General features: G+C 68.5%; 19 protein-coding genes. 8 read left to right on the forward strand and 11 right to left on the reverse strand.

Annotation, left to right across the window (positions count from 1 at the left end; translation table 11 throughout):
- Positions 1-55: 55 nt before the first annotated feature.
- Positions 56-1465 carry an argininosuccinate lyase gene (argH, locus tag AC1VVG_RS12875; protein ID WP_059560384.1) on the forward strand — a complete coding sequence of 470 codons (1410 nt, stop codon included), beginning with the start codon at positions 56-58 and terminating at the stop codon, positions 1463-1465.
- 96 nt (positions 1466-1561) lie between these two features.
- Entirely contained in the window at positions 1562-2245 is a 684-nt protein-coding gene (locus tag AC1VVG_RS12880; protein ID WP_049034415.1) for an HAD family hydrolase, read from the forward strand.
- A gap of 87 nt (positions 2246-2332) precedes the next feature.
- On the opposite strand, the gene AC1VVG_RS12885 is transcribed toward AC1VVG_RS12880, so the two are convergent.
- From AC1VVG_RS12885 to apbC, 5 genes are all read right to left on the reverse strand, one after another.
- Positions 2333-3163, reverse strand: coding sequence for a lysozyme inhibitor LprI family protein (locus tag AC1VVG_RS12885; protein ID WP_049034414.1), 831 nt, complete (start codon positions 3161-3163; stop codon positions 2333-2335).
- Positions 3163-5442 carry an arginine/lysine/ornithine decarboxylase gene (locus tag AC1VVG_RS12890; RefSeq protein WP_034186253.1) on the reverse strand — a complete coding sequence of 760 codons (2280 nt, stop codon included), beginning with the start codon at positions 5440-5442 and terminating at the stop codon, positions 3163-3165. The genes AC1VVG_RS12885 and AC1VVG_RS12890 overlap by 1 nt, the downstream gene beginning before the upstream one ends.
- Positions 5443-5523: 81 nt before the next feature.
- Entirely contained in the window at positions 5524-6093 is a 570-nt protein-coding gene (gene dcd, locus AC1VVG_RS12895) for a dCTP deaminase (RefSeq protein ID WP_006398615.1), read from the reverse strand.
- Between the two features lie 111 nt (positions 6094-6204).
- Positions 6205-6741 (reverse strand): superoxide dismutase [Cu-Zn], encoded by a 537-nt coding sequence (sodC, locus tag AC1VVG_RS12900; protein ID WP_482835722.1) that lies wholly within the window; start codon positions 6739-6741, stop codon positions 6205-6207.
- A gap of 133 nt (positions 6742-6874) precedes the next feature.
- Positions 6875-7966: an iron-sulfur cluster carrier protein ApbC gene (apbC, locus tag AC1VVG_RS12905; protein WP_034186255.1), complete on the reverse strand. Its 1092-nt coding sequence runs from the start codon at positions 7964-7966 to the stop codon at positions 6875-6877.
- Between the two features lie 351 nt (positions 7967-8317).
- On the opposite strand from apbC, the gene AC1VVG_RS12910 reads away from it, so the two are divergent.
- Positions 8318-8962: a YiaD family glycine zipper/OmpA-like lipoprotein gene (locus AC1VVG_RS12910; protein WP_034186256.1), complete on the forward strand. Its 645-nt coding sequence runs from the start codon at positions 8318-8320 to the stop codon at positions 8960-8962.
- Between the two features lie 376 nt (positions 8963-9338).
- Entirely contained in the window at positions 9339-11495 is a 2157-nt protein-coding gene (gene metG, locus AC1VVG_RS12915) for a methionine--tRNA ligase (protein ID WP_034186257.1), read from the forward strand.
- Between the two features lie 60 nt (positions 11496-11555).
- Here metG and AC1VVG_RS12920 read toward each other — a convergent pair whose 3' ends face one another.
- Together AC1VVG_RS12920 and AC1VVG_RS12925 are read right to left on the reverse strand one after the other, a co-directional pair.
- A complete protein-coding gene (locus AC1VVG_RS12920) occupies positions 11556-15629 on the reverse strand; it encodes a translocation/assembly module TamB domain-containing protein (RefSeq protein WP_482835723.1) in 4074 nt (1357 codons plus the stop codon).
- A gap of 28 nt (positions 15630-15657) precedes the next feature.
- The gene (locus tag AC1VVG_RS12925; RefSeq protein WP_034186259.1) at positions 15658-17472 is read right to left on the reverse strand and encodes an autotransporter assembly complex protein TamA; all 1815 of its coding nucleotides are present in this window, start codon (positions 17470-17472) and stop codon (positions 15658-15660) included.
- 248 nt (positions 17473-17720) lie between these two features.
- On the opposite strand from AC1VVG_RS12925, the gene AC1VVG_RS12930 reads away from it, so the two are divergent.
- The 4 genes from AC1VVG_RS12930 to panD all read left to right on the forward strand — a co-directional run bounded on the left by AC1VVG_RS12930 (position 17721) and on the right by panD (position 20317).
- Positions 17721-17909 (forward strand): DUF3460 family protein, encoded by a 189-nt coding sequence (locus tag AC1VVG_RS12930; RefSeq protein ID WP_006478107.1) that lies wholly within the window; start codon positions 17721-17723, stop codon positions 17907-17909.
- Between the two features lie 4 nt (positions 17910-17913).
- Positions 17914-18786 carry a segregation and condensation protein A gene (locus AC1VVG_RS12935; protein WP_034186260.1) on the forward strand — a complete coding sequence of 291 codons (873 nt, stop codon included), beginning with the start codon at positions 17914-17916 and terminating at the stop codon, positions 18784-18786.
- 260 nt (positions 18787-19046) lie between these two features.
- Positions 19047-19886 (forward strand): pantoate--beta-alanine ligase, encoded by an 840-nt coding sequence (gene panC, locus AC1VVG_RS12940; RefSeq protein ID WP_034186335.1) that lies wholly within the window; start codon positions 19047-19049, stop codon positions 19884-19886.
- Between the two features lie 44 nt (positions 19887-19930).
- Positions 19931-20317 carry an aspartate 1-decarboxylase gene (gene panD / locus AC1VVG_RS12945; RefSeq protein WP_482835724.1) on the forward strand — a complete coding sequence of 129 codons (387 nt, stop codon included), beginning with the start codon at positions 19931-19933 and terminating at the stop codon, positions 20315-20317.
- A gap of 92 nt (positions 20318-20409) precedes the next feature.
- Here panD and AC1VVG_RS12950 read toward each other — a convergent pair whose 3' ends face one another.
- From AC1VVG_RS12950 to AC1VVG_RS12965, 4 genes are all read right to left on the reverse strand, one after another.
- Complete coding sequence (locus AC1VVG_RS12950; protein ID WP_049028496.1) at positions 20410-21078, reverse strand: ParA family protein; 669 nt, start codon at positions 21076-21078, stop codon at positions 20410-20412.
- 137 nt (positions 21079-21215) lie between these two features.
- Positions 21216-21629: a DoxX family protein gene (locus AC1VVG_RS12955; protein WP_049028495.1), complete on the reverse strand. Its 414-nt coding sequence runs from the start codon at positions 21627-21629 to the stop codon at positions 21216-21218.
- 149 nt (positions 21630-21778) lie between these two features.
- Positions 21779-21916 (reverse strand): hypothetical protein, encoded by a 138-nt coding sequence (locus AC1VVG_RS12960; RefSeq protein ID WP_482835725.1) that lies wholly within the window; start codon positions 21914-21916, stop codon positions 21779-21781.
- A gap of 82 nt (positions 21917-21998) precedes the next feature.
- Positions 21999-23501 (reverse strand): cobyric acid synthase, encoded by a 1503-nt coding sequence (locus tag AC1VVG_RS12965; protein ID WP_482835726.1) that lies wholly within the window; start codon positions 23499-23501, stop codon positions 21999-22001.
- Positions 23502-23540 lie beyond the last annotated feature (39 nt).

Here is a 23540-nt window from a genome sequence, read left to right on the forward strand (position 1 = left end):
ATTGCAGGATTCCCTCGGCGGCGCACGCTGCCCAACTCCCCTTCGAAGAATCGCCATGACGTCCCAACTGCACAAAAAGGGCGAGGCCTGGTCGGCCCGCTTCTCGGAACCGATGTCGGAACTGGTCAAGCGCTATACGTCGTCGGTGTTTTTCGACAAGCGCCTCGCGCTCGTCGACATCGCCGGCTCGCTCGCGCACGCGAACATGCTCGCCGCGCAGAAGATCATCAGCGCCGACGACCTGGCCGCGATCGAACGCGGAATGGCACAGATCAAGGGCGAGATCGAGCGCGGCGAATTCGAATGGCAGCTCGACCTCGAAGACGTCCACCTGAACATCGAGGCGCGCCTGACCGCGCTGATCGGCGATGCCGGCAAGCGCCTGCACACGGGCCGCTCGCGCAACGACCAGGTCGCGACCGACATCCGCCTGTGGCTGCGCGGCGAGATCGACCGCATCGGCGGCCTGCTGAACGACCTGCGCGGCGCGCTGATCGACCTCGCGGAACAGAACGCCGACACGATCATGCCCGGCTTCACGCACCTGCAGGTCGCGCAACCCGTCACGTTCGGCCACCACCTGCTCGCGTACGTCGAGATGTTCACGCGCGACGCGGAACGCATGCGCGACTGCCGCACGCGCGTGAACCGCCTGCCGCTCGGCGCGGCCGCGCTCGCGGGCACGAGCTATCCGATCGATCGTCATGCGGTCGCGAAGACGCTCGGCTTCGACGGCATCTGCGCGAACTCGCTCGACGCGGTGTCCGATCGCGACTTCGCGATCGAATTCACGGCCGCCTCGGCGCTGGTGATGACGCACGTGTCGCGCTTCTCCGAAGAGCTCGTGCTGTGGATGAGCCCGCGCGTCGGCTTCATCGACATCGCCGACCGCTTCTGCACCGGCAGCTCGATCATGCCGCAGAAGAAGAACCCGGACGTGCCCGAGCTCGCGCGCGGCAAGACGGGCCGCGTGAACGGCCACCTGATGGCGCTGCTGACGCTGATGAAGGGCCAGCCGCTCGCGTACAACAAGGACAACCAGGAAGACAAGGAACCGCTGTTCGACACGGTCGACACCGTTGCCGACACGCTGCGGATCTTCGCCGAGATGGTCGCGGGCATCACCGTGAAGCCGGACGCGATGCGCGCGGCCGCGCTGCAGGGCTTCTCGACCGCCACCGACCTCGCCGACTACCTCGTGAAGCGCGGCCTGCCGTTCCGCGACGCGCACGAAGCCGTCGCGCACGCGGTGAAGATCTGCGACGACCGCGGCATCGACCTCGCCGACCTGACGCTCGACGAGATGAAGCAGGAACTGCCGAACGTCGCGCACCTGATCGGCGACGACGTGTTCGGCTACCTGACGCTGGAAGGGTCGGTCGCGAGCCGCAACCACCCGGGCGGCACCGCGCCCGACCAGGTGCGTGCGGCCGTCAAGGCAGCCCGCGCCGCACTGGGCCGGTAACCGCCTGCCGTCATGGACGGACGCCTTCGGCGTCCGTTTTTCATTCGGGCGGCCGTCGCGCCGCCCATCGCCCGCCCTGCTTCCCGGATGCCGCCGATGACTTTTTCCGCCGCGCTCTTCGACATGGACGGCCTGCTCGTCGATTCCGAGCGGACCATCATGAACACGTGGATCGACGTGTCGAACGCGCACGGGGTCGTGCTGACCGTCGCCGACTACCTGCAGATCGTCGGCCGCTCGTTCGCCGAAGGCCAGGTCATCCTGGCGCGGCTGATCGGCCAGCCCGAGACGTTCGATGCCGTGCGCACCCGCGTGCGCGAACAACTCGCGGCGCCCGAGCCGCATCCGAAGTTTCCGCTGAAGCCCGGCGCGCTCGCGCTGCTCGATGCGCTCGCGCAAGCCGGCATTCCATGCGCGGTCGCGTCGTCGTCCGCGGGCGACGTGATCCGCGCGCGGCTCGATGCGGTCGGCGTGCTGCCGTTCTTCCGCGCGATCGCGGGCGGCGACGAAGTCGCGCGCGGCAAGCCCGACCCGGCCGTCTACCGGCTCGCGGCCGAACGCCTCGGCGTGCCGGCGCACCGCTGCGTGGCATTCGAGGACAGCGACTTCGGCGCCCAGTCGGCCGCCGGCGCCGGCGCATCGGTCGTCACCGTGCCGGACCTGAAGGCGCCGACGCCCGAGATCGTCGCGCTGAGCCTGCACGTGCTCGCCTCGCTCGACGATGCGGTCGCGCTCGTGCCGTCGTGGTTCGGCCTGCAGGGCACGTCGCAGCCCGCCTAGGCATCCCCGCGCGCCGCGCCATGCAAAACGGGCACCCGAGGGTGCCCGTTTCGTCGTGCCGCCGAACGACCGGCGTCGCGATGGTCCTTACTTGTTGCCGGCCGTCTCGGAAAGCCGCTTCATCGTCGCGATGCGCGCACCGATCAGGTCGACGCGCCCGTCCTCGCCGACGAGCGGCGCCGTCGCGTCGCGGAACCCGACCCACGCGCGCTGCGCACGCACGAGCGTCGCGGCCGAGTGGGCCGGCATCTTGCGACGCAGCTTCTGGTAATAGCGGTTCAGGTCGAACAGCGCGTGCTCGCACGCGGCATCCTGTTCGCACGGCCGCACGCGGCGCACGGCCGGACCGCGCGGCGCGTTTGCCGCCGGCTTCGCGTTCGGTGTGGCCGCGGCAGCCTGCGCCGCGTTCGTGCCGCCCTGCGCGCCGCTCGCGCCCGCGACCGGTACCGCGGCGGGCGGCGCATAACGATCGGCCGCGCCGCGCAGCGCCAGCGCGCGATCGCGCACCGGCTGCAACTGCAGGTCGGCGCTCGACATCGCATACGACGTGCCGCGCGTCGTGTCGTATACGGCCTTCAGCAAATGCACTTCGTCCTTGCGCCAGGTGAGCCAATGGCGCTGGCTGTCCTGCCAGCCGCGCTTCGCATCGGCCGGCGCGTCCTTCAACAGGCGCTGGTACGCGCCGTCCATCACGGCCTGCCACTGCTGCTGCGCTTCGCCCATGCACTGGATCTGGCCGGCCGGCGACGACCGGTCGCGCCGCGCGAGGCATTGCCGCATCGCGACGTCGATCGGATCGGCCGCCGCGACTTCCGCGTGCGCGACGCCCGACCCTGCCAGTCCCGCCGCGCCTGCCGCCCAGACGACGAGCGCGGCCAGCGCCGCGCGCATCGCCCGGATTCGTCCGTGCGTCGCCATCAGTCGCGCACGCAGTCGACGAAGTACTCGACGCGGCCGTTCACTTCTTCCGCGACGAGGCCGTGGATGTCGGTGTGGAAGCCCGGGAAACGCTCGTTGAAGTCGCGCGCGAACCGCAGGTAGTTCACGATCGTCTTGTTGAAGCGCTCGCCCGGGATCAGCAGCGGAATGCCCGGCGGGTACGGCGTCAGCAGGATGCTCGTCACGCGGCCTTCGAGCTCGTCGAGCGGCACGCGGTCGATCTTGCGGTGCGCGAGCTTCGCGAACGCGTCCGACGGCTTCATCGCCGGTTCCATGTCCGACAGGTACATCTCCGTCGTCAGGCGGGCGATGTCGTTCGCGCGGTACACGTCGTGGATCTGCGTGCACAGGTCGCGCAGGCCGACGCGCTCGTAGCGCGGATGCTGCGCGACGAATTCCGGCAGCACGCGCCACAGCGGCTGGTTGTTGTCGTAGTCGTCCTTGAACTGCTGCAGCTCGGTCACCATCGAGTTCCAGCGGCCCTTCGTGATGCCGATCGTGAACATGATGAAGAACGAGTACAGGCCGGTCTTCTCGACGATGATCCCGTGCTCGGCCAGGTACTTCGTGACGATCGCGGCCGGAATGCCCGTCTCGCCGAACTCGCCGTCGACGTCCAGCCCCGGCGTGATGATCGTCGCCTTGATCGGGTCGAGCATGTTGAAGCCTTCCGCGAGCGGGCCGAAGCCGTGCCAGTGGTCGTTCGGCTTCAGCATCCAGTCGTCGCGCGAACCGATGCCCTCCTCGGACAGGTTGTCCGGGCCCCACACGCTGAAGAACCAGTCGTCGCCGTATTCGGCGTCGACCTTGCGCATCGCGCGGCGGAAGTCGATCGCCTCGGCGATCGATTCCTCGACGAGCGCGGTGCCGCCCGGCGGCTCCATCATCGCGGCCGCGACGTCGCACGACGCGATGATCGCGTACTGCGGGCTCGTCGACGTGTGCATCAGGTACGCCTCGTTGAAGCGGTGCTTGTCGAAGGTGCGGTTCTCGGAGTCCTGCACGACGATCTGCGACGCCTGCGAGATGCCCGCGAGCAGCTTGTGCGTCGAGTGCGTCGCGAACACGAGCGCGCCCGTGCGCGGACGGCCGTCGCCGATCGCGTGCATGTCGCGGTAGAAATCGTGGAACGTCGCGTGCGGCAGCCACGCTTCGTCGAAGTGCAGCGTGTCGAGCAGGTCGCCGAGCAGATCCTTGATCATCTCGACGTTGTAGACGACGCCGTCGTACGTGCTCTGCGTGATCGTCAGGATCCGCGGCTTCATGTCCGGGTTCTCGCGCAGCGCCTCGCGCGCGAACGGGTTCGCCTCGATCTTCTTGCGGATGTTCTCCGGCTTGAATTCGTCGCGCGGGATCGGCCCGATGATGCCGAAGTGGTTGCGCGTCGGCGTGAGGAACACGGGGATCGCGCCCGTCATCGTGATCGCGTGCAGGATCGACTTGTGGCAGTTGCGGTCGACCAGCACGATGTCGCCCGGCGCGACCGTCGCGTGCCAGACGATCTTGTTCGACGTCGACGTGCCGTTGGTCACGAAGAACAGGTGGTCGGCGCTGAAGATGCGCGCCGCATTGCGCTCGGACGCCGCGACCGGGCCCGTGTGGTCGAGCAGCTGGCCGAGTTCGTCCACCGCGTTGCAGACGTCCGCGCGCAGCATGTTCTCGCCGAAGAACTGGTGGAACATCTGGCCGAGCGGGTTCTTCAGGAACGCGACGCCGCCCGAGTGGCCCGGGCAGTGCCACGAGTACGAGCCTTCGTCCGCGTACTTGACGAGTTCCTTGAAGAACGGCGGCGCGAGCGAGTCGAGATAGACCTTCGCCTCGCGGATGATGTGGCGCGCGACGAACTCCGGCGTGTCCTCGAACATGTGGATGAAGCCGTGCAGCTCGCGCAGGATGTCGTTCGGCAGATGGCGCGACGTGCGCGTCTCGCCGTACAGGAAGATCGGGATGTCCGCGTTGCGGCGGCGCACTTCGGTGACGAACGCGCGCAGCTCGATGATCGCGGTCGCGAGTTCGGGCAGCTCGCCGTCCTGGCCGGTCTCGCCGAGCATGAGTTCGTCGTCGTCGATCGACAGGATGAAGCACGACGCGCGGCTCGACTGCTGCGCGAACGACGTCAGATCGCCATAGCTCGTGAGGCCGAGGACTTCGACGCCCTCCTTCTCGATCGCTTCGGCCAACGCCCGGATGCCGGAGCCCGAGATGTTCTCGGAGCGGAAATCTTCGTCGATGATGACGACGGGAAAACGAAACTTCATGGGCGATTCTCCAAAAAGAACGACCGCGGCGCGTCACGCGCAGCGGTCACCCGAAAACTGGTGAGACGTTATGCAACCAGATCAGGTTTTCGGCAGCGTGACACCGCGCTGCCCCTGATACTTGCCGCCGCGATCGGCGTACGACACGTCGCACACTTCGTCGCTCTCGAAGAAGAGCACCTGCGCAACGCCTTCGTTCGCGTAGATCTTCGCGGGCAGCGGCGTGGTGTTCGAGAATTCCAGCGTGACGTAGCCTTCCCACTCGGGTTCGAACGGCGTCACGTTGACGATGATCCCGCAGCGCGCATAGGTCGACTTGCCGAGGCAGACCGTCAGCACGGTGCGCGGGATGCGGAAATATTCGACGGTGCGGGCCAGCGCGAACGAGTTCGGCGGGATGATGCACACGTCGCCCTTGAAATCGACGAACGAGCCTTCGTCGAAGTTCTTCGGATCGACGATCGTCGAGTTGATGTTCGTGAAGATCTTGAATTCGTCTGCGCAGCGGATGTCGTAGCCGTAGCTCGACGTGCCGTAGCTGACGATCCGGCGGCCGTCCTCGGACGCGCGAACCTGATCGGGCACGAACGGCTCGATCATCTTGTGCTCTTCGGCCATGCGCCGAATCCACTTGTCGGACTTGATGCTCATAGGGGGCGCCAGGAAACGCTGCGTGACAGTCAGGAAGGGCCGCGCGCGCAAGGCGGCGGCCGGGAAAGGCGCATATTTTACGCGATCATCGGCGCACGCACGCGGCGGCCGTCAACGGATCACGCCGCAGGCCAGCGCGGGCCCCGCGCCATGCTGCGGAAACGCGGGATCGCTCGGGTCGCGGTGCACCAGCGCCGCGCGGTTCATCGCCGAGCGCACGCCGTCGAGGGCCAGATCGGGCGCGACGATGAAGCCGGCCGCGACGCCGTTCGCGTCCGCATGGATGTTGCCGAGATCGCCGGCGACGCGGGCGCCCGCGCGCAGGCGATCGGCGGCCGGCGCGAACACCTGGCCGGCGCTCGAGCCGTCGCCCGCGTTGCAGTCGCCGCGTTCGTGCACCTGCAGCGCATGATCGCTGTTCGGCGGCAGGCCGGCCAGGTTGTAGGTGACCTGGACGCCGTCCGGGCGCTCGACGAACGTCACCGCGCCGCGCGCCTGCGCGCCGACCGTCGGCAGCAGTTGTGCGTCGGCCCGTTTTTCGTACGACGAGGAAAAGGAGGTACAGCCGGCCAGCAGGCCCAGCGCGGCGGCGGCCAGCAGCGCGCGCTGCGCGCGGCCGGCGCGCACGCCGTGATGTCGTTGTTTCATTCGATCCTCATGCCGGCTGGCGGCCGTTTGATACGACGGCCGCGCCGGGCGGGTAAAGGGACCCGGGAAAAGTCGCCATGATACCGCGCCTCGCGGCGCCGTAAACAGCGTAAGGCCCCGCCCCGCAAGGGTTTTACGTATTTTGAACAACGATCGACGGGAACTTCGACGTCATATCGCGCGATCGCTCGGCAATCGCCAGCGCGACGCCGCGCGCGATATCGCGGTAGCGGCGCGCCAGCGCGCCGTCCGGATCGGCCGCCACCGTCGGCGTGCCGCTGTCGGCGCGCTCGCGGATCGCGATGTCGAGCGGCAGGCTGCCGAGCACGTTCACGTCGTAGTCCTTCGCCATCCGCTCGGCGCCGCCGGCGCCGAAGATGTGCTCTTCGTGGCCGCAGTTCGAGCAGATGTGGATGCTCATGTTCTCGACGATGCCGAGGATCGGAATCCCGACCTTCTCGAACATCTTCAGCCCCTTCTTCGCGTCGAGCAGCGCGATGTCCTGCGGCGTCGTGACGATCACCGCGCCGGTGACGGGCACGCGCTGCGCGAGCGTGAGCTGGATGTCGCCGGTGCCGGGCGGCATGTCGACGATCAGGTAGTCGAGTTCGCGCCAGTTGGTCTGGCGCAGCAGCTGTTCGAGCGCGGAGGTCGCCATCGGGCCGCGCCACACCATCGGGTTGTCTTCCTCGATCAGGAAGCCGATCGAGTTCGCCTGAAGCCCGTGGCCGACGAGCGGGTTCATCGACTGGTTGTCCGGCGACTCGGGGCGCTGGCCGTGGATGCCGAGCATCGTCGGCAGCGACGGACCGTAGATGTCGGCATCGAGGATCCCGACCGACGCGCCTTCCGCCGCGAGCGCGAGCGCGAGGTTCACGGCCGTCGTGCTCTTGCCGACGCCGCCCTTGCCCGACGCGACCGCGACGATGTTCTTCACGTTCGGCAACAGCTTCACGCCGCGCTGCACAGTGTGCGCGACGATCTCCTGCGACACGGCGACGCGCGCGTCGCGCACGCCCGGCACGGCCTGCAGCGCCGCGGCGACGCGTGCGCGCACGTCGTCGTGCTGGCTGCGCGCGGGGTAACCGAGCACCACGTCGAGCGTCACGACATCGCCGTCGATCGCGACGTTGCGCACGCCCTTGTTCGCCGCATACGGGCGGCCGGTATTGGGGTCGACGACTGCCGCCAGTGCGGCGTCGACTTGTGCCCGGTCAATGCTCATCGAAACTCCGTGAAAACGTTTTTCTCGCGCGCAAACGTCAAAAAATATCAAATTACGCTGCGAAAATCGGGAAAAGTGAAAGAATCTGTTGCATGCCATTGCGCGAACGCGCAACCCGGCGCACTCTTCGCGTGCGGCACGCTATAGGGCCAAATCGGCCACTCACCGCCTATATTGTAGAGGCTGACGCGTCGCGCTGTCCGAACAGCCACGCTGGCGGACAGGGCATGCGGCCGCCTCGGCGGCTGCCGCAAGCGCAGGCCTGCCCTCCTTTTTCGGGCGGCCCGCGCAGGGAGCCGTAACTGTTGTTGTCGTCGTTGTCGACTCGTTCAACCAAGAGAGGAATCCAAGATGAACATGAAAATCGCGACCCGCTTGTCCGTCTTCGCATTGGCCGGCGCACTGCTGGCAGGCTGCGCCACGCAGCAAGGCAACAACACGGCCGTCGGTACCGGCACGGGTGCGGCGCTGGGCGCGGGCATCGGCGCGCTGGCGGGCGGCGGCAAGGGCGCAGCGATCGGCGCAGGCGTCGGCGCGCTGGTCGGCGGCGTGACGGGCTACAACTGGCAGGCGATCAAGAACAAGCTCGCACCGTCGGCAGCGAAGACGGGCACGCAGGTCACCGAGCAGCCGGACGGCTCGCTGAAGCTGAACGTGCCGAGCGCGGTCACGTTCGCGACGAACCAGTACGCGATCACGCCGGCCTTCACGCCGCTGCTGAACGACCTGGCCACGACGCTGAACCAGAACCCGCAAGTGACGGCCTCGATCGTCGGCTACACCGACAGCACGGGTTCGGCCCAGCTGAACCAGACGCTGTCGCAGAACCGCGCGCAAAGCGTCGTGAACGCGCTCGCGCAGCGCGGCGTGAACGCCGGCCGCCTGTCGGCGCAAGGCATGGGCGCATCGAACCCGATCGCGGACAACGCGACCGAAGCCGGCCGCGCACAGAACCGCCGCGTCGAAATCTACCTGCGCGCAGCGCAGGCGCAGTAAGCACGCGACAAGGAGAATGCGCGGGCAGACCGCCCGCGCAGCCCCGCCGGACAAGCCTTCCGGCGGACCCGGTAACAAATCGAAAAAATTTTCGAACTTCTGTCGCAGGCCGTGGTCAGTATTTACGGTACGCGGCTGGTGTTGCCGGCGCGTCACCATTCTCCTCTTGTCGTTGTTGCTCCGGGGCCGTATCCGCCCCGGTTTTTTTTGCCCGCAGAATTCGTGCTGCATTGCAGCACAACACCACCGGGCACGCCGCTTGCGCTGCTCCGCCGCCTCCGGCGCGCGGTCCGCGGCGCCCGCCCGCCGCGCCGATGCGCGCCCCTGCTAGAATCGCACTTTCCCGTCGTTTTTCCGCTGTTCCTCTACAGACCCTATGTCCGCATCCGACCTCACTTCCGTGCAGGCTGCGGCGCCGCAAGGCAGCCGCCAGATCCTCGTCACGTCCGCACTGCCCTATGCCAACGGGCAGATCCACATCGGCCACCTGGTCGAGTACATCCAGACCGACATCTGGGTGCGGACGCTGCGAATGCATGGCCATGAGGTCTACTACATCGGCGCCGACGACACGCACGGCACGCCCATCATGCTGCGCGCGGAGAAGGAAGGCCTGACCCCGAAGCAGCTGATCGAGCGCGTGTGGACCGAACACAAGCGCGACTTCGACAGCTTCGGCGTGTCATTCGACAACTTCTACTCGACCGATTCGGACGAGAACCGCGTGCTGAGCGAGAAGATCTATCTGGCGCTGCAGGAAGCCGGCCTGATCGCCGAGCGCGAGATCGAGCAGGCGTACGACCCGGTCAAGGAAATGTTCCTGCCGGACCGCTTCATCAAGGGCGAGTGCCCGAAGTGCCACGCGAAGGATCAGTACGGCGACAGCTGCGAAGTGTGCGGTTCGACCTACCTGCCCACCGAACTGCTGAACCCGTATTCGGTCGTATCGGGCGCGACGCCGGTGCGCAAGACGTCGAAGCACTACTTCTTCCGCCTGTCCGATCCGCGCTGCGAGTCGTTCCTGCGCGAATGGGTGAGCGGCCTCGCGCAACCCGAAGCGACCAACAAGATGCGCGAATGGCTCGGCGACGCCGGCGAGTCCAAGCTCGCCGACTGGGACATCTCGCGCGACGCGCCGTATTTCGGCTTCGAGATCCCGGGCGCGCCCGGCAAGTATTTCTACGTGTGGCTCGACGCGCCGGTCGGTTACTACGCGAGCTTCAAGAACCTGTGCGATCGCAACGGCGTCGACTTCGACGCATGGATTCGTCCGGGCTCGAAGGCCGAGCAGTACCACTTCATCGGCAAGGACATCCTGTACTTCCACACGCTGTTCTGGCCGGCCATGCTCGAGTTCTCGGGCCACCGCACGCCGACCAACGTGTTCGCGCACGGCTTCCTGACGGTCGACGGCGCGAAGATGTCGAAGTCGCGCGGCACGTTCATCACCGCGCAGAGCTACATCGACACGGGCCTGAACCCCGAATGGCTGCGCTACTACTTCGCCGCGAAGCTGAATGCGACGATGGAAGACATCGACCTGAACCTCGACGACTTCCAGGCGCGCGTGAACAGCGACCTCGTCGGCAAGTACGTGAACATCGCGAGCCGCGCGGCCGGCTTCCTGATCAAGCGTTTCGACGGCCGCGTGCAGGACAGCGCGATGAACCACCCGCTCGTCGCGAAGCTGCGCGACGCGATTCCGCAGATCGCCGCGCACTACGAAGCACGCGAATACGGCCGCGCGCTGCGCCACACGATGGAGCTCGCGGACGAAGTGAACGCGTACGTCGACGGCGCGAAGCCGTGGGATCTCGCGAAGGATCCGGCCAACGCGGTCGCGCTGCATGAAACCTGCAGCGTGAGCCTCGAGTCGTTCCGTCTGCTGTCGCTCGCGCTGAAGCCGGTGATGCCGCGCGTCGCCGAAGCCGTCGAGGCATTCTTCGGCATCGCGCCGCTCGCGTGGGCCGATGCCGCGAAGCCGCTGTCGTCGGCGCAGCCGATCAAGGCGTACCAGCACCTGATGACGCGCGTCGACGCGAAGCAGATCGAGGCGCTGCTCGCCGCGAACCGCGATTCGCTGCAGGCCGAGGCCACCGGCGCGGCCGCCGCGGGCGCCAACGCCGCGAAGGACGCGAAGAACAATGCCAAGGCGAACGCGAAGCAGGCGGCCGTGAACGGCGCCGACGACGCACCGATCTCGATCGACGATTTCGCGAAGATCGACCTGCGCATCGCGAAGATCGTCGCGTGCCAGGCGGTCGAAGGCTCGGACAAGCTGCTGCAGCTCACGCTCGACGTCGGCGAGGAAAAGACCCGCAACGTGTTCTCGGGCATCAAGTCCGCCTACCAGCCCGAGCAGCTCGTCGGCAAGCTGACGGTGATGGTCGCGAACCTCGCGCCGCGCAAGATGAAGTTCGGCCTGTCCGAAGGGATGGTGCTCGCCGCGTCGGCCACCGACGAGAAGGCGGAGCCGGGCCTCTACATCCTCGAGCCGCACAGCGGCGCGAAGCCCGGCATGCGCGTGAAGTAAGCCGCACGCGCCGCCGCTTGCGCAAGAGAAAAACCCCGCACGCATCGTGCGGGGTTTTTTTCATGGCTGCTCGGAACGCCGCGTGCGCGCGGCGTCGCTGCCGAACCACCGGTCGAAACGACGCGTGTAGTTCAGGTCGACGCCCTGGAACGTGCCGCCGTACGCGGACACCGACCAGAAGCGCGTCAGGTTGATCGTCGCCTTGAACGCGTTGCTCGCCGACTGCAGCCCCTGCTCGAAGCCGAGCACGAACCGCTCGTTGATCGCCTTCGACACCAGCACGACCTGGGGATCGGTCAGGCCGACTTCGCTGCGGCCGACCGAGACCTCGTCGAGGCCGAAGGTCTGCGCGACGCGCTTGCCGGTCACGCTGCCGAGCAGCCCGAGCGCCGCCGTCATCGCACCCTGCTGGCCGACGTTGTTGCCCTGGTCGGTGCCGTGCCCGAACAGCAGCCACGACAGCTTTTCGTTGTCCGTGACGTTCGGCTCCGACACGAGCTTGACCGTCAGCGACTGGATCGTGCCCGTCACCTGCACGCCGGCCTCGACCTCCTGGTTGCGCCGCATCGCGAGGATGTTGACGCCCGGGTTCGACACCGGGCCGTTGAACGTGAAGAAGCCGTTCTCGATCGCGAGCTTGCGGCCGAACGACGTGTACGTCGAGCCTTCGGTCACGCGCACGTTGCCGACCGCGCGCAACGGCACGCCCGGCGCGCTCATCACGGTGATCGTGCCGCGCAGCCCGAGATCGGCGCCGTGGCCCTTGAAGCGGAAGTTGTTGCCGAGGCCGATGTCGATGTTCGCGCGCGGCGCCAGCGACGGCGCCGGCTTGTCCCCGGCCGGCTTCGGCTTCGCGGCCGCGGTGCCGGTGGGCGTCTCGCCGCGCACCGTGCCGTCCGGCTGCACGATCACGACGTCGTCGGACAGGTGTGGCGCCGATTCCTCGGGCAGGTCGAACAGCGCGCGGTCGACCACGAACTTGCCGTCGATCGACAGCGCGCCGCGCGGCCCGTCGTTCGCGACGGTCGCCTTGCCCGACAGCGACAGCTTGCGGTCCGGCGCCGCGAACAGTTCGAGCTTGTCCGCGACGATGCTCGCGGTCAGGTCGGGCGCCTCGCCGTCGAGGCGCACGCGGCCGAGCGCGCGCAGCGTGCCGTCGCCGCCGTGGAACTCGACCTGCTGGAATTCGACGAGGTTGTCCGACAGCTTCACGCGCACGATGCCGTCCTTCAGCTGCACGCCCTGGTCGATCAGCGTCGCGGACAAATCGTCGCCCGTCAGCATCCCCGACAGGTTCGGCTTCGCGGGCGTGCCGGCGACCGTCAGCTTCAGCGCCGCGCGCCCGCCCAGCAGATAGCTCGGCCCGAACAGGTTGCCGGTCGTCTTCAGCGCCGGAATGTCGGCGTCGATGCGGCCCGACAGCGGCCCGTCGTTGACGACCCCGAACACGCCGTCGCGCAGCGCGAACGGCACCGTGACGTTCGCATCGAGCGTGCCGATCCGGCTCGCCTTCGCGAGCGCCGTCACGTTGAGCCGGTTGCCGGGCGTGAAGCTCGCGCGCGCGGACAGGTCGGTGAGCCCGAGCGACGCGATGCCGCGCCCGCTCTCGATCGTCACGTCGCCGCCGCGGCGCTTCACCTGCACGTGGCCCGTCGCGTTCGCGCCGAGCGAGAAATCCCAGTCGGCATCGAGCACGACGTCGGTCCGCACCGGCGGCCGCTGGCCGGTCAGTTCCTGGCGAACCTCGAGGAACCGCGCGACCGACACGCCGCTCACCGAACCGGCCGAGCGCATCTGGCCGTGATCGAACACGAACGACTTCAGGTCGATCGCCGCGCCTTCGAGCGTGAGCCGCGTCGCGCCGAGCGTCACGCGGCCGGCGCCGGCCGACACCGTCAGCGGCGCCTGCAGCGCGACGGCCGGCGTACCGCGATTGGCCAGACGCGTGACGGTGCCGTCCCAGCGCATCCCGTCGCGATTCTCGACCACGCCGCCATTCGCCGCGAGCGTCAGGTCGATCACGCGGCCGTCGGCCATCCCGAGCGCCGACGCGTCGAGCGTATGTTTCGCGCGCGTGCCGTCGAGGTTCGCGCGCAGCGATTTCAGCTTGAACGACCCGAGCGCGATGTCGGTCGCGTCGGCCGTGAACACGAGTGCGCCGTGCGCGCCGTCGCGGATGTCCGCGCGGCCTTGCGCGGCGCCGATCCGGTTCGAACCGACGACGACGCGCTCGGCCTTGTAGGTGGCCGTCACGTTCGGATGCGCGAAGCTGCCCGTCAGGTCGCCCTGCGCCTGCACGAGCCCTTCGATGCCGAAGCCGAGCCGGTCGAGCTGCGGCGCGTCGACGACGAAGCGCAGCCGGTCGCCGGGCGCGCCGAAGCTGCCGCGCAGGTCGACGTGGTTGCCCGCGATCGACAGGTTCGCGTTGCTCGGCAGGATCCGCGAACCGGCGAGCTGCACGACGCCGGCGCCGGTCAGCGGCACGCCGTCGTACAGGCTGTCGCCGAGCTTGAAGGTCGCCTTCGTCGAGACCTGCGGCGCGAACGCGCCCGACGCCGTCAGCGTGCCCGACACGCGCGTCTCGCCGTGCTTGGTCGGCGCCTTGGCCGCCTTGGCGGGCGCCTTGCCGCCGCCGGCCTGCGGGGCGCTCATCGCGGCGAGCAGCAGCGGATCGAACGCCGTCAGCGTCGCCTTCGCGTCGTAGCTTGAATGCGCGTCGTGGCGGAACACGCCCGTCAGGTCGATACGCCCCTTGCCGGCCGTCACGCGCGCATCGGTCAGCACGGTCTGCTGCGGCGTCAGCGCGACTTTCGCACGCGCGCCGAGCGCGAGCTTCGGGTCGTTCAGGTTGAAGTCGACGGTCGTCGCGTCGCCCGCGAGCGTCACGCCGAGGGGGCCGCCGAGACGCATCGGCCGCAGCTCGGCGACGAACGCGTTCAGGTCGAGGTTCGCGACCTTCAGGTCGAAGCGGCCCTTGCCGCCCTTCAGCGTGCCGTTGCCCGTCACGCTGCCGTCGCGAATCAGTTTCAGCGCGAGATCGTCGATCCGCTGCGCGTGCGCGTCGAGATGCACGTTCGCATGCGCATCGATCACCGGCAGCAGATGGTCGCCGAGCGTGCCCGGTTTCGCGTTGACGATCGACACGGGGCCCGTCACCGCGAACCCCTTCACGGGCGCCGCGCCGGCCGGCGCGGTCACCGGTGCGAGTGCCGCGCGTACCGCGAGATCGGCTGCCGGCGCGCCGGGCGAAAGCGCCTGCGGGTTCACGTGATCGAATGCGAGCGATGCGCGCGTGAGCGGCACGTCGCCGAACGGCGCCGCTTCGACGTGCGCACGCCCGTTCAGCTTCATCCCGCTCGCGTCGACGTCGGCGACGAGCGCTTCGAGCGAGCCCGACACGCGGGCCCGCGCGTCGACCGGCTCGTCCGACAGCTTGCCGGCGTAGGTCGCCTCGCCGCTCAGCGCGAACGGCTTCACGCCGTCGAGCTTCGCGCGCGCGGTCAGCGCGCCGTACGGCGTATCGACGCCGTCGAGCACGAGTTCGTGGTGGCGCCCGTCGCTGCGGCCGCTCAGCGCGAGGTGATCGAGCTGCGTCGTCGAGCCGCCGTCGTGGATCGCGAGGTGATCGACGCGCAGGTCGTCGATCCGCAACTGCAGCGGCAGGCTCAGGTCCTGCGGCGTCGTGCCCGGCGTCGACGGCCCCGGCGCGATCCGCACGTCGATCGTGCCGGCGCGCAGATAAGCGATCGACAGCCGCCACGGCGCACGCGTGAGCGCCCATCGGCCGTCGAGCCGGTCGATCCGAACCTCGGTGCCCGACCCGTCGGGGCTCGTCCACGCGAAGCCGCGCAGCCGCACGCCGGTCGCGAGCGAGCCGCCTTCCAGCGTCCCCGCAAGCCGGGTGCCGAGCACGTGCCCGGCCACCTGCCACGCGAGCCGCGTGCCGCGCTCGGTCGTCACCGCGCCCAGCACGAGCCCCAGCGCCAGCACGACGAGCAGCACGACCGTCGCGAACGTCCATGCGGCGATGCGCACCACCCGGCCGCGGCGCGGCACGCGCGGCGGCGTGTCGGGCGCGCCGTCGGGCGAGTCCGGATCGTGAGGCGGCGGCGTGTCGTTCGGGTCCTTCGTCATGCGGTTCGTCGTCGATGAAGCGGTACGGTCAGAAAGCGATGCCGAGCGTCAGGTACGGGCGCACGCTATGGTTGCGCAGCCCGTACGCGACGTCGACGTTGATCGGGCCGACGGGGCTGCGCCAGCGCGCGCCGACGCCGACACCCGGGTAGAACACGCGCTCGCCCCACGCATCGGTCGCGGTGCCGATGTCGAAGAAGGTCGCGGCGCCCCAGTCGCGGTTGAACCAGTGCTGGTATTCGGCGGTGCCCGTCATCAGGTACTTGGTGGGCAGCACGGAGCCGCCCACGCTGTTGCCGATGCTCTGGTAACCGTAGCCGCGCACCGAGTTCGAGCCGCCCGCGCGGAACAGCAGCGACGCCGGCACGCCGGTCGAGCTGCCGCTCGTGAACACGCCGCCGAGCTCCGCGCGGAACACGAACAGGTCACGCTTGCCGACCGGCAGGTACTGCTGCCCGCGCGCGTAGCCGCGGATGAAGCTCTGGTCGGTCAGCACGCCCTTCACCGCGAAGCCGGCCTCCGCGTGGATCAGGTTCCCCGAACGCGGGAACAGCGGATCGTCGACGTTGCGGCGCGTCCATGCCCATTGCGGCACCAGCGCGCGGCTCGTGGTCGGCCCCGCGCTGTTCTGGTCGAGCCGGTCCTGGTAGAACATCAGCGAATACGAATAGTCGATGAACTGGCCGGTGCGCGTGCGCTGCGCGCCGACCCGCGCGCTGTAGATGCGCGTGTCCGACACGTTGGTATTCGTATAGGACGCGAGCAGGCTGTTGGTCCAGCCCTTCTCGCCCGGCGGCATCGACAGCTGGACCTGCCCGTACTGCTGGATCTGGTCGAGCCGGCCCGACACCGTCAGCGGCCACGCGGCGCCGAACGTGTCGAGATACGTGTAGGAGCCCTGCACGTGCGGCCCGGTATCGGTGGCGAAGCCGACGCCGCCGCGGATGTTGTTGTACGGGAACTCGCTGACCTTCACGTGCACGGGCGTGCGCTCGGGCTTCGACGTATCGTCGCCGACGTCGATCGCGACGCTCGCGTAGTACGGCGTGTTCTGCAACTGCCGCTGCAGTTCGGTGATCCGCCGCACGTCGTAGATCTCGCCTTCCGACAGCGGATTGACGTTCGTGACGATCTTCTCCGGATAGCGGCGCACGCCGTCCACGTCGACCTTGCCGATCGTGAACGTCGGGCCGCTGTCGAACGTGACCGCGAGCGTCGCGCGCTGCGTGCGCGGATCGATGCGTGCCTCGGACGACGCGATCTTCGCGCCGAGATAACGGCGCGACTGCAGCTGCCTGAGCGCCGCGTCCTTCGCGCCGTCCCAGTCGGACTGCGTGAACGGGTCGCCCGGCTTCAGCGAGAACGCGAAACGGGTCGCGGCCTCCTGCTTCGGATCCTCGGTGTCGACGGGCCCCTTGAACGTCAGGTCGACCGTCGACACGACGGTCTGCTTCCCCGGATCGACCGCGATGCGCACGTCGCGCTTGCCGTCGCGCGTGCGCACGTCGGTCCGCACGACCGGCGAGAAATAGCCGGCCGTCGCGGTCAGGTCGCGCACCTGCTGCGGCGTGGCGGTCACGAGGAAGTCGAACTGGTCGTCGCTGATGTCGTCGCGCTTCGCGAAGCGCGCGATATCGAGATGCGACTTGAGGAGCTTGCGGATCGAGCGCGGCGCGTCGATGTCGACGTCGTACTTCGCGTGGGCCGGCAGCGCGAAGCACGCGGCGAGGCACCCGGCGAGGGCCGCCCGCGCGATGCCGGCCGCGGCGCCGGCGCGACCGCGCGCCACGCGCGGGCCCGCGTGATGCACCGTAGGTGCTTGCTGGTTCGACTGCCCCGCCAAATATGACCTCGCCGTCCTGGATTGTTACGGTTTCGTGGAAAACCCTGTATTTGACCACAGGGCGCGGGCGCCAAAGCCAAACGATTGTGAAAGAGTGCAGGGTCCGGCACGACCGCCGAACCCCGCACGCCGGCGGCCGACCCGCGGATTCGACGCGCGATTGGCGCCGGCTGTTCCCCGCGATGCGGTAAAATCCCGCCATCGCGAATCCGGCGCATCGTGCGCCGCCCGAAACGGAAGATCCAGCCATGCCGTACCAGTCCGACGTCACGCAATTCCTGAACCAGCTCAAGCAGCAGAAGCCGACGCTCGAAGAAGAGCAGCGCAAGGGCCGTTCCCTGCTGTGGGACAAGCAGCCGATCGATCTCGAAGAGCGCGCCGAGCAGCAGGAATCGCGCGTGAAGCAAACGTCGTACGTCTACTACCAGAACTTCTGACGACGTGAGCGCCGCCGACGAGGCCAGCGCCGCCCGGCAGGACGACGCGATCGCCGCGCCCGCGGGCGCCGATTCGACGCCCGACACGGTCGACGGTGTCGCGGCGTTCGCTCGCCTGTACGGCGAGCCGCTCTTCAAGCTGCCGCAGGATCTGTACATCCCGCCCGATGCGCTCGAGATCTTCCTCGAGACGTTCGAGGGCCCGCTCGACCTGCTGCTGTACCTGATCCGCAAGCAGAACTTCAACGTGCTCGACATCCCGATGGCGCAGGTCACCGCGCAGTATCTGGGTTATGTCGACCAGATCCGCACGTCGAACCTCGAGCTGGCGGCCGAGTACCTGCTGATGGCCGCGATGCTGATCGAGATCAAGTCGCGGATGCTGCTGCCGGTCAAGAAGGCCGACACCGGCGAGGAAGCGGAAGATCCGCGCGCCGAACTCGTGCGCCGCCTGCTCGAATACGAGCAGATGAAGCTTGCCGCGCAGCGGCTCGACCAGTTGCCGCAGCTCGGCCGGGACTTCCTGCGCGCCGAGGTCTACATCGAGCAGAGCATCACGCCGCGCTTCCCCGACGTGAACTCGGACGACCTGCGCGCCGCATGGGCCGACGTGCTCAAGCGCGCGAAGCTCGTCCAGCACCACAAGATCTCCCGCGAGGAGTTGTCGGTACGCGAGCACATGAGCCTGATCCTGCGCCGGCTGCAGAACGCGCGCTTCATGGAGTTCGCCGACCTGTTCGACACGTCGCGCGGCGTGCCGGTCGTCGTCGTGAACTTCATCGCGATGCTCGAACTCGCACGCGAATCGCTCGTCGAGATCACGCAGCCCGAACCGTTCGCGCCGATCTACGTGCGCCTCGCGTACCTGCCCGCGTAACACCCGCCCCCGCCGCTTACCGTTCCCCGGCGCCTCGCCACGCTCGCCGCCGCGCCGCGGCGGCTGGCCGTCGGGCGGGTTTCCGCCACGCCCGGATAAAAAGTGAACGATCGTTCTTTTATCGGTGCGTCCGGCGGCCAAATCCTCTACAATCCGCCGACGCCGATGCGCCGCCCGCGCGCCGGCGTGCTCCGCTTCGACCCCGACGCCGCTGCCGCGGCGCCAACGCGCGCATGCGCGAGGAAACCCGCTACCCGATCATGAAAGTCATCAGCTCGATCCAGGAACTGCGCGACCAGCTGCGCGGACAGAACCGCACGGCGTTCGTGCCGACGATGGGCAACCTGCACGAAGGGCACCTGTCGCTGATGCGTCTCGCGCGCCAGCACGGCGACCCGGTCGTGGCGAGCATCTTCGTCAACCGGCTGCAGTTCGGCCCGAACGAGGATTTCGACAAGTACCCGCGCACGCTGCAGGACGATATCGAGAAGCTCCAGAAGGAAAACGTCTACGTGCTGTTCGCGCCGACCGAGCGCGACATGTACCCGGAACCGCAGGAATACCGCGTGATGCCGCCGGACGATCTCGGCGGCATCCTCGAAGGCGAGTTCCGGCCCGGCTTCTTCACCGGTGTATGCACGGTCGTGTCGAAGCTGATGGCCTGCGTGCAGCCGCGCGTCGCCGTGTTCGGCAAGAAGGACTACCAGCAGCTGATGATCGTGCGCCGCATGTGCCAGCAGCTCGCGCTGCCGGTCGACATCATCGCCGCCGAAACCGTGCGCGACGAGGACGGCCTCGCGCTGTCGTCGCGCAACCGCTACCTGTCGACCGACGAGCGCAAGGAAGCGCCGGAGCTCGCGAAGACGCTGCAGCGCATGCGCGAAAGCGTGCTCGGCGGCGAGCGCGATCTCGGCAAGCTCGAGCAACAGGCGCGCACGCACCTGGCCGAGCGCGGCTGGGCGCCCGACTACCTGTCGATCCGCCGCCGCGCGAACCTGATCGCGCCGAGCGCCGCCGAACTCGAAGCCGGCGAGCCGCTCGTCGTGCTCGCGGCCGCGAAGCTCGGCGCGACGCGCCTCATCGACAACCTGGAAATCTGACGGGCGGCCCGCCCGCGCCTCTCATATCGCATCACGGAGACACCATGCAGCGCCACATGCTCAAATCGAAGATCCACCGTGCGGCGGTCACGCACTGCGAACTGCACTACGAAGGTTCGTGCGCGATCGACGAAGACCTGCTCGAAGCCTCGAACATCGTCGAAAACGAACGGATCGACATCTGGAACATCAACAACGGCGAGCGCTTCTCGACGTACGCGATCAAGGGCGAGCGCGGCAGCGGGATGATCTCGCTGAACGGCTCGGCCGCGCGCCGCGCGCAGCTCGGCGACCTCGTGATCATTGCAGCGTTCGCGATGGTCGACGAAGCCGAACTGCAGGCCGGCTGGAAGCCGATGCTCGTGTTCATCGACGACGGCAACAAGATCAAGGGCCACCGCGATCACGTGCCGACGCAGAACTGGACGTAACCCGGCTGCCGCCCACGGACAAAGGGCCGGATCCCGTACTGCACGGGATCCGGCCCTTTTCGTTTCGTCGTGCGTGCGCGGCGGCTGCGCGCTCAGGAGGCCTTGGCGATCTTCTCGGCCTTTTCCGCCTTCGGCGGCCGGCGCTCGGCCCATTCGACGATCGGCCGCCACTGTTCGAGATCCTTCTCGACGCGGCTCTTCGCGACGTCCCACAGCGTCAGGCCGTGCGCGGCGATCTGCACGTAGTTCTGCGTGTCGCGCACGTAGCCGAGCACCGGCAGGCCGAGCCCTTCGACGAAGCGGTGCAGCTGGTCGGACGAGCGCGTGCGCGCGTCGACCCGCATCCCGACGATCCCGACCTCGACGCTGCCCTTGCGCACGGCCTTCTCGCCGGCCAGGCGCTCCAGAAACTGCTGGGTCGCGAGAATATCGAACATCGAAGGCTGCAGCGGCACGATCACCTTGTCGGCCAGTTGCAGCGCGAGGTTGAGGCGGGTGCCGTGCAGGCCCGCCGGCGTGTCGATCACCGCATATTCGAGGCCGCGCGGCGGCTTCGACGGCGCGTCCGGGTCGAGATCCCACGCCTCGATCGGCGGCAGGCCGGCCGGCCGCAGGTCGAGCCACGCATGCGCGGACTGCTGCCGGTCCAGGTCGGCGAGCGCGACCCATGCGCCCTGCGCCGCGAAATAACCGGCAAGATTGGTGGACAGCGTGCTCTTGCCCACGCCGCCCTTCGGATTCGCCACCACGATCACCGTCATGAATTCCCCCGAAGAAGCCACGCGGCGCCGGCCGCATGGCTGGCGCCGCTCGATTGCGGATACAGGGAGCGATAATATCGGCAAACGGGGTGTCACCGGAACGGGTTGCGCCGATCCGCGCACCACTTTCGTCCGACTTACGCGCGCCGGACCGCGGCCTCCGGCGCGCCGATCGCGAACGCGCCGCCGCCCAGCAGCGCCTGCACGGCCAGCGTGACGGCCCAGAACGCCGGATATTCCCAGCCGCCGTGCGGCGACGCGAAGCTCCAGCCGTTCGGCAGATGGGCGGCGGTCGCGCCGAGCATGAACGGCAGCAGCACGAGCGCGGCGACGCGCACGCGCACGCCCGCGAGCAGCGCGAGGCCGCCCGCCAGCTCGACGAACGTCGTCAGGTAGGCGAGCCAGCCCGGCAGGCCGATCGACGCGAAAAACTGCGCGGTGCCGGGCAGCGTGAAGACGAACACCTTCTGCGCGACGTGCGCGAGGTACAGCACACCGAGCGTGACTCGCAGCAGCGTCGCGGCGAAATCGTTCAGGCGATTGGCGTTCATGGCGGATTCCTTCATGAGTGGATGAGAATGGATCGCACTCTATTCGAATCATTTCGACCGATAAACACGCCAATTCGCTTTAACTATCTCCAAACAGGAACGAATCGGATTAAAAAAAGGGCATGACCGATCATGCCCGTTGCGATACGTCAGTAGCCGCGCTTGCCTTGAGTCGCGTCGCCCGAGCCGGACGGGCCGCCGGGCGCCGGCGAATCGCATGCGTGCGCCAACGCCGACACGCCCAGCAGCGCCGCGAGCAGCACGCTCCACCACCATCGAGCCTTCATCGTCGCACACCTCCGGGCGGACCTCCGCCCTCCTCTGTTGTACGCGATCGGGCGGAAAAAGCGAGGGCCGGCCGCCCGCGCGTCAACGAAATTCGGCGTACAGCGCGTCGAGATCGAGATGGTCGGCGAACGTGTCGGCCAGCCGCTCGAGCGATGCCTCGCGCAGCGCCGGATAGTCGATGCGCGCCGCGCCGTCGAGCCCGGCCCAGGCGAGCAGCGCCGCGCAGGCGTCGGGCGTGTCGAACAGCCCGTGCACGTAGGTCGCGAGGATCTGGCCGTCGGCGGACACCGCGCCGTCCGGACGCGCGCCGTCCTGCGTGCCGCCGGCTGCCAGCGTCAGCGCGGGCGCCGCGAGCGCGGGCCCGCGCGTGTCGCCCATGTGGATCTCGTAGCCGCGCACGGCGCCGCCGCCCGGCAGCGCGAGGTGCCCCGTCACGTTCTTCAGCGTCTTGTCGGGCCGCAGCGTCGTGTCGAAATCGAGCAGCGCGAGCCCCGGCACGCTGCCGGGCGCGCCTTCGAGGCCGAGCGGATCGTCGAGCGTGCGCCCGAGCATCTGCATCCCGCCGCAGATGCCGATCACCTTGCCGCCGTAGCGCAGGTGGCGACGGATCACCGTCTCCCAGCCCGCGTCGCGCAACCATGCGAGATCGCGCTGCACGCTCTTCGAACCGGGCAGGATCAGCAGGTCGGCGTCCGGCACGGGGCCGCTCTTCCAGTACGTGAATTCCACCTGCGGGTGCGCCCGCAACGGATCGAAATCGGTGTGGTTGCTGATGCGCGGCAGCGCGGGCACCACGACGCGCAGCACGCCGGCATCGCCGCGCGCGGCGGCGCTGCGCGCCTGCGCGGGCAGCATGTCCTCGGCGTCAAGCAACAGCCCGTGCAGGTACGGCAGCACGCCGAATACGGGCTTGCCCGTCTGCGCGCGCAGCCAGTCGAGCCCCGGCTCGAGCAGCCGGATGTCGCCGCGGAAGCGATTGATCACGAAACCGCGCACGCGTGCGCGTTCGCTGTCCGACAGGCACGCGAGCGTGCCGACCAGATGCGCGAACACGCCGCCGCGGTCGATGTCGGCGACCAGCACGACCGGACAGTCGACGCGTTCGGCGAAGCCCATGTTCGCGATGTCGCCTTCGCGCAGGTTGATCTCGGCCGGGCTGCCGGCGCCTTCGACGATCACCGTGTCGTAACCGGCGCGCAGGCGTGCATAGGACTCGAGCACCGCATCGAACGCGACCGGCTTGTAGTCGTGATACGCGCGCGCGTCGAGGTTCTTGCGCGCCTTGCCGTGAATGATCACCTGCGCACCGCGGTCGCTCGTCGGCTTCAGCAGCACGGGGTTGAAATCCGTATGCGGCGCGACGCCCGCGGCCAGCGCCTGCAGCGCCTGCGCGCGACCGATCTCGCCGCCGTCGGCCGTCACCGCGCTATTGAGCGCCATGTTCTGAGGCTTGAACGGCGCCACGCGTGCGCCGGCGCGGCGCGCGAGGCGGCACAGACCCGCGACGAGCGTACTCTTGCCCGCATCGGACGTCGTGCCCTGGATCATCAGCGTGCCGCGCGGCCGCGGCTCGGGTGCATTCATCGTGTCAAGGTCGTCGCTAAGCAAAGGCCGCATTATCGC

The sequence above is a fragment of the Burkholderia sp. L-4 genome (genome assembly GCF_056856535.1).

Excerpts from the sequence above, each read along its gene's own strand:
- AC1VVG_RS12910 (WP_034186256.1), top strand. The coding sequence starts at position 8,318 with ATGAACATGAAAATCGCGACCCGCTTGTCCGTCTTCGCATTGGCCGGC.
- AC1VVG_RS12880 (WP_049034415.1), top strand. The coding sequence starts at position 1,562 with ATGACTTTTTCCGCCGCGCTCTTCGACATGGACGGCCTGCTCGTCGAT.
- argH (WP_059560384.1), top strand. The coding sequence starts at position 56 with ATGACGTCCCAACTGCACAAAAAGGGCGAGGCCTGGTCGGCCCGCTTC.
- AC1VVG_RS12890 (WP_034186253.1), bottom strand. The coding sequence starts at position 5,442 with ATGAAGTTTCGTTTTCCCGTCGTCATCATCGACGAAGATTTCCGCTCC.
- AC1VVG_RS12930 (WP_006478107.1), top strand. The coding sequence starts at position 17,721 with ATGCCGTACCAGTCCGACGTCACGCAATTCCTGAACCAGCTCAAGCAG.
- panD (WP_482835724.1), top strand. The coding sequence starts at position 19,931 with ATGCAGCGCCACATGCTCAAATCGAAGATCCACCGTGCGGCGGTCACG.
- sodC (WP_482835722.1), bottom strand. The coding sequence starts at position 6,741 with ATGAAACAACGACATCACGGCGTGCGCGCCGGCCGCGCGCAGCGCGCG.
- dcd (WP_006398615.1), bottom strand. The coding sequence starts at position 6,093 with ATGAGCATCAAGTCCGACAAGTGGATTCGGCGCATGGCCGAAGAGCAC.
- AC1VVG_RS12920 (WP_482835723.1), bottom strand. The coding sequence starts at position 15,629 with ATGACGAAGGACCCGAACGACACGCCGCCGCCTCACGATCCGGACTCG.
- AC1VVG_RS12960 (WP_482835725.1), bottom strand. The coding sequence starts at position 21,916 with ATGAAGGCTCGATGGTGGTGGAGCGTGCTGCTCGCGGCGCTGCTGGGC.
- metG (WP_034186257.1), top strand. The coding sequence starts at position 9,339 with ATGTCCGCATCCGACCTCACTTCCGTGCAGGCTGCGGCGCCGCAAGGC.
- AC1VVG_RS12950 (WP_049028496.1), bottom strand. The coding sequence starts at position 21,078 with ATGACGGTGATCGTGGTGGCGAATCCGAAGGGCGGCGTGGGCAAGAGC.
- panC (WP_034186335.1), top strand. The coding sequence starts at position 19,047 with ATGAAAGTCATCAGCTCGATCCAGGAACTGCGCGACCAGCTGCGCGGA.
- AC1VVG_RS12885 (WP_049034414.1), bottom strand. The coding sequence starts at position 3,163 with ATGGCGACGCACGGACGAATCCGGGCGATGCGCGCGGCGCTGGCCGCG.
- AC1VVG_RS12965 (WP_482835726.1), bottom strand. The coding sequence starts at position 23,501 with ATGAATGCACCCGAGCCGCGGCCGCGCGGCACGCTGATGATCCAGGGC.
- AC1VVG_RS12955 (WP_049028495.1), bottom strand. The coding sequence starts at position 21,629 with ATGAACGCCAATCGCCTGAACGATTTCGCCGCGACGCTGCTGCGAGTC.
- apbC (WP_034186255.1), bottom strand. The coding sequence starts at position 7,966 with ATGAGCATTGACCGGGCACAAGTCGACGCCGCACTGGCGGCAGTCGTC.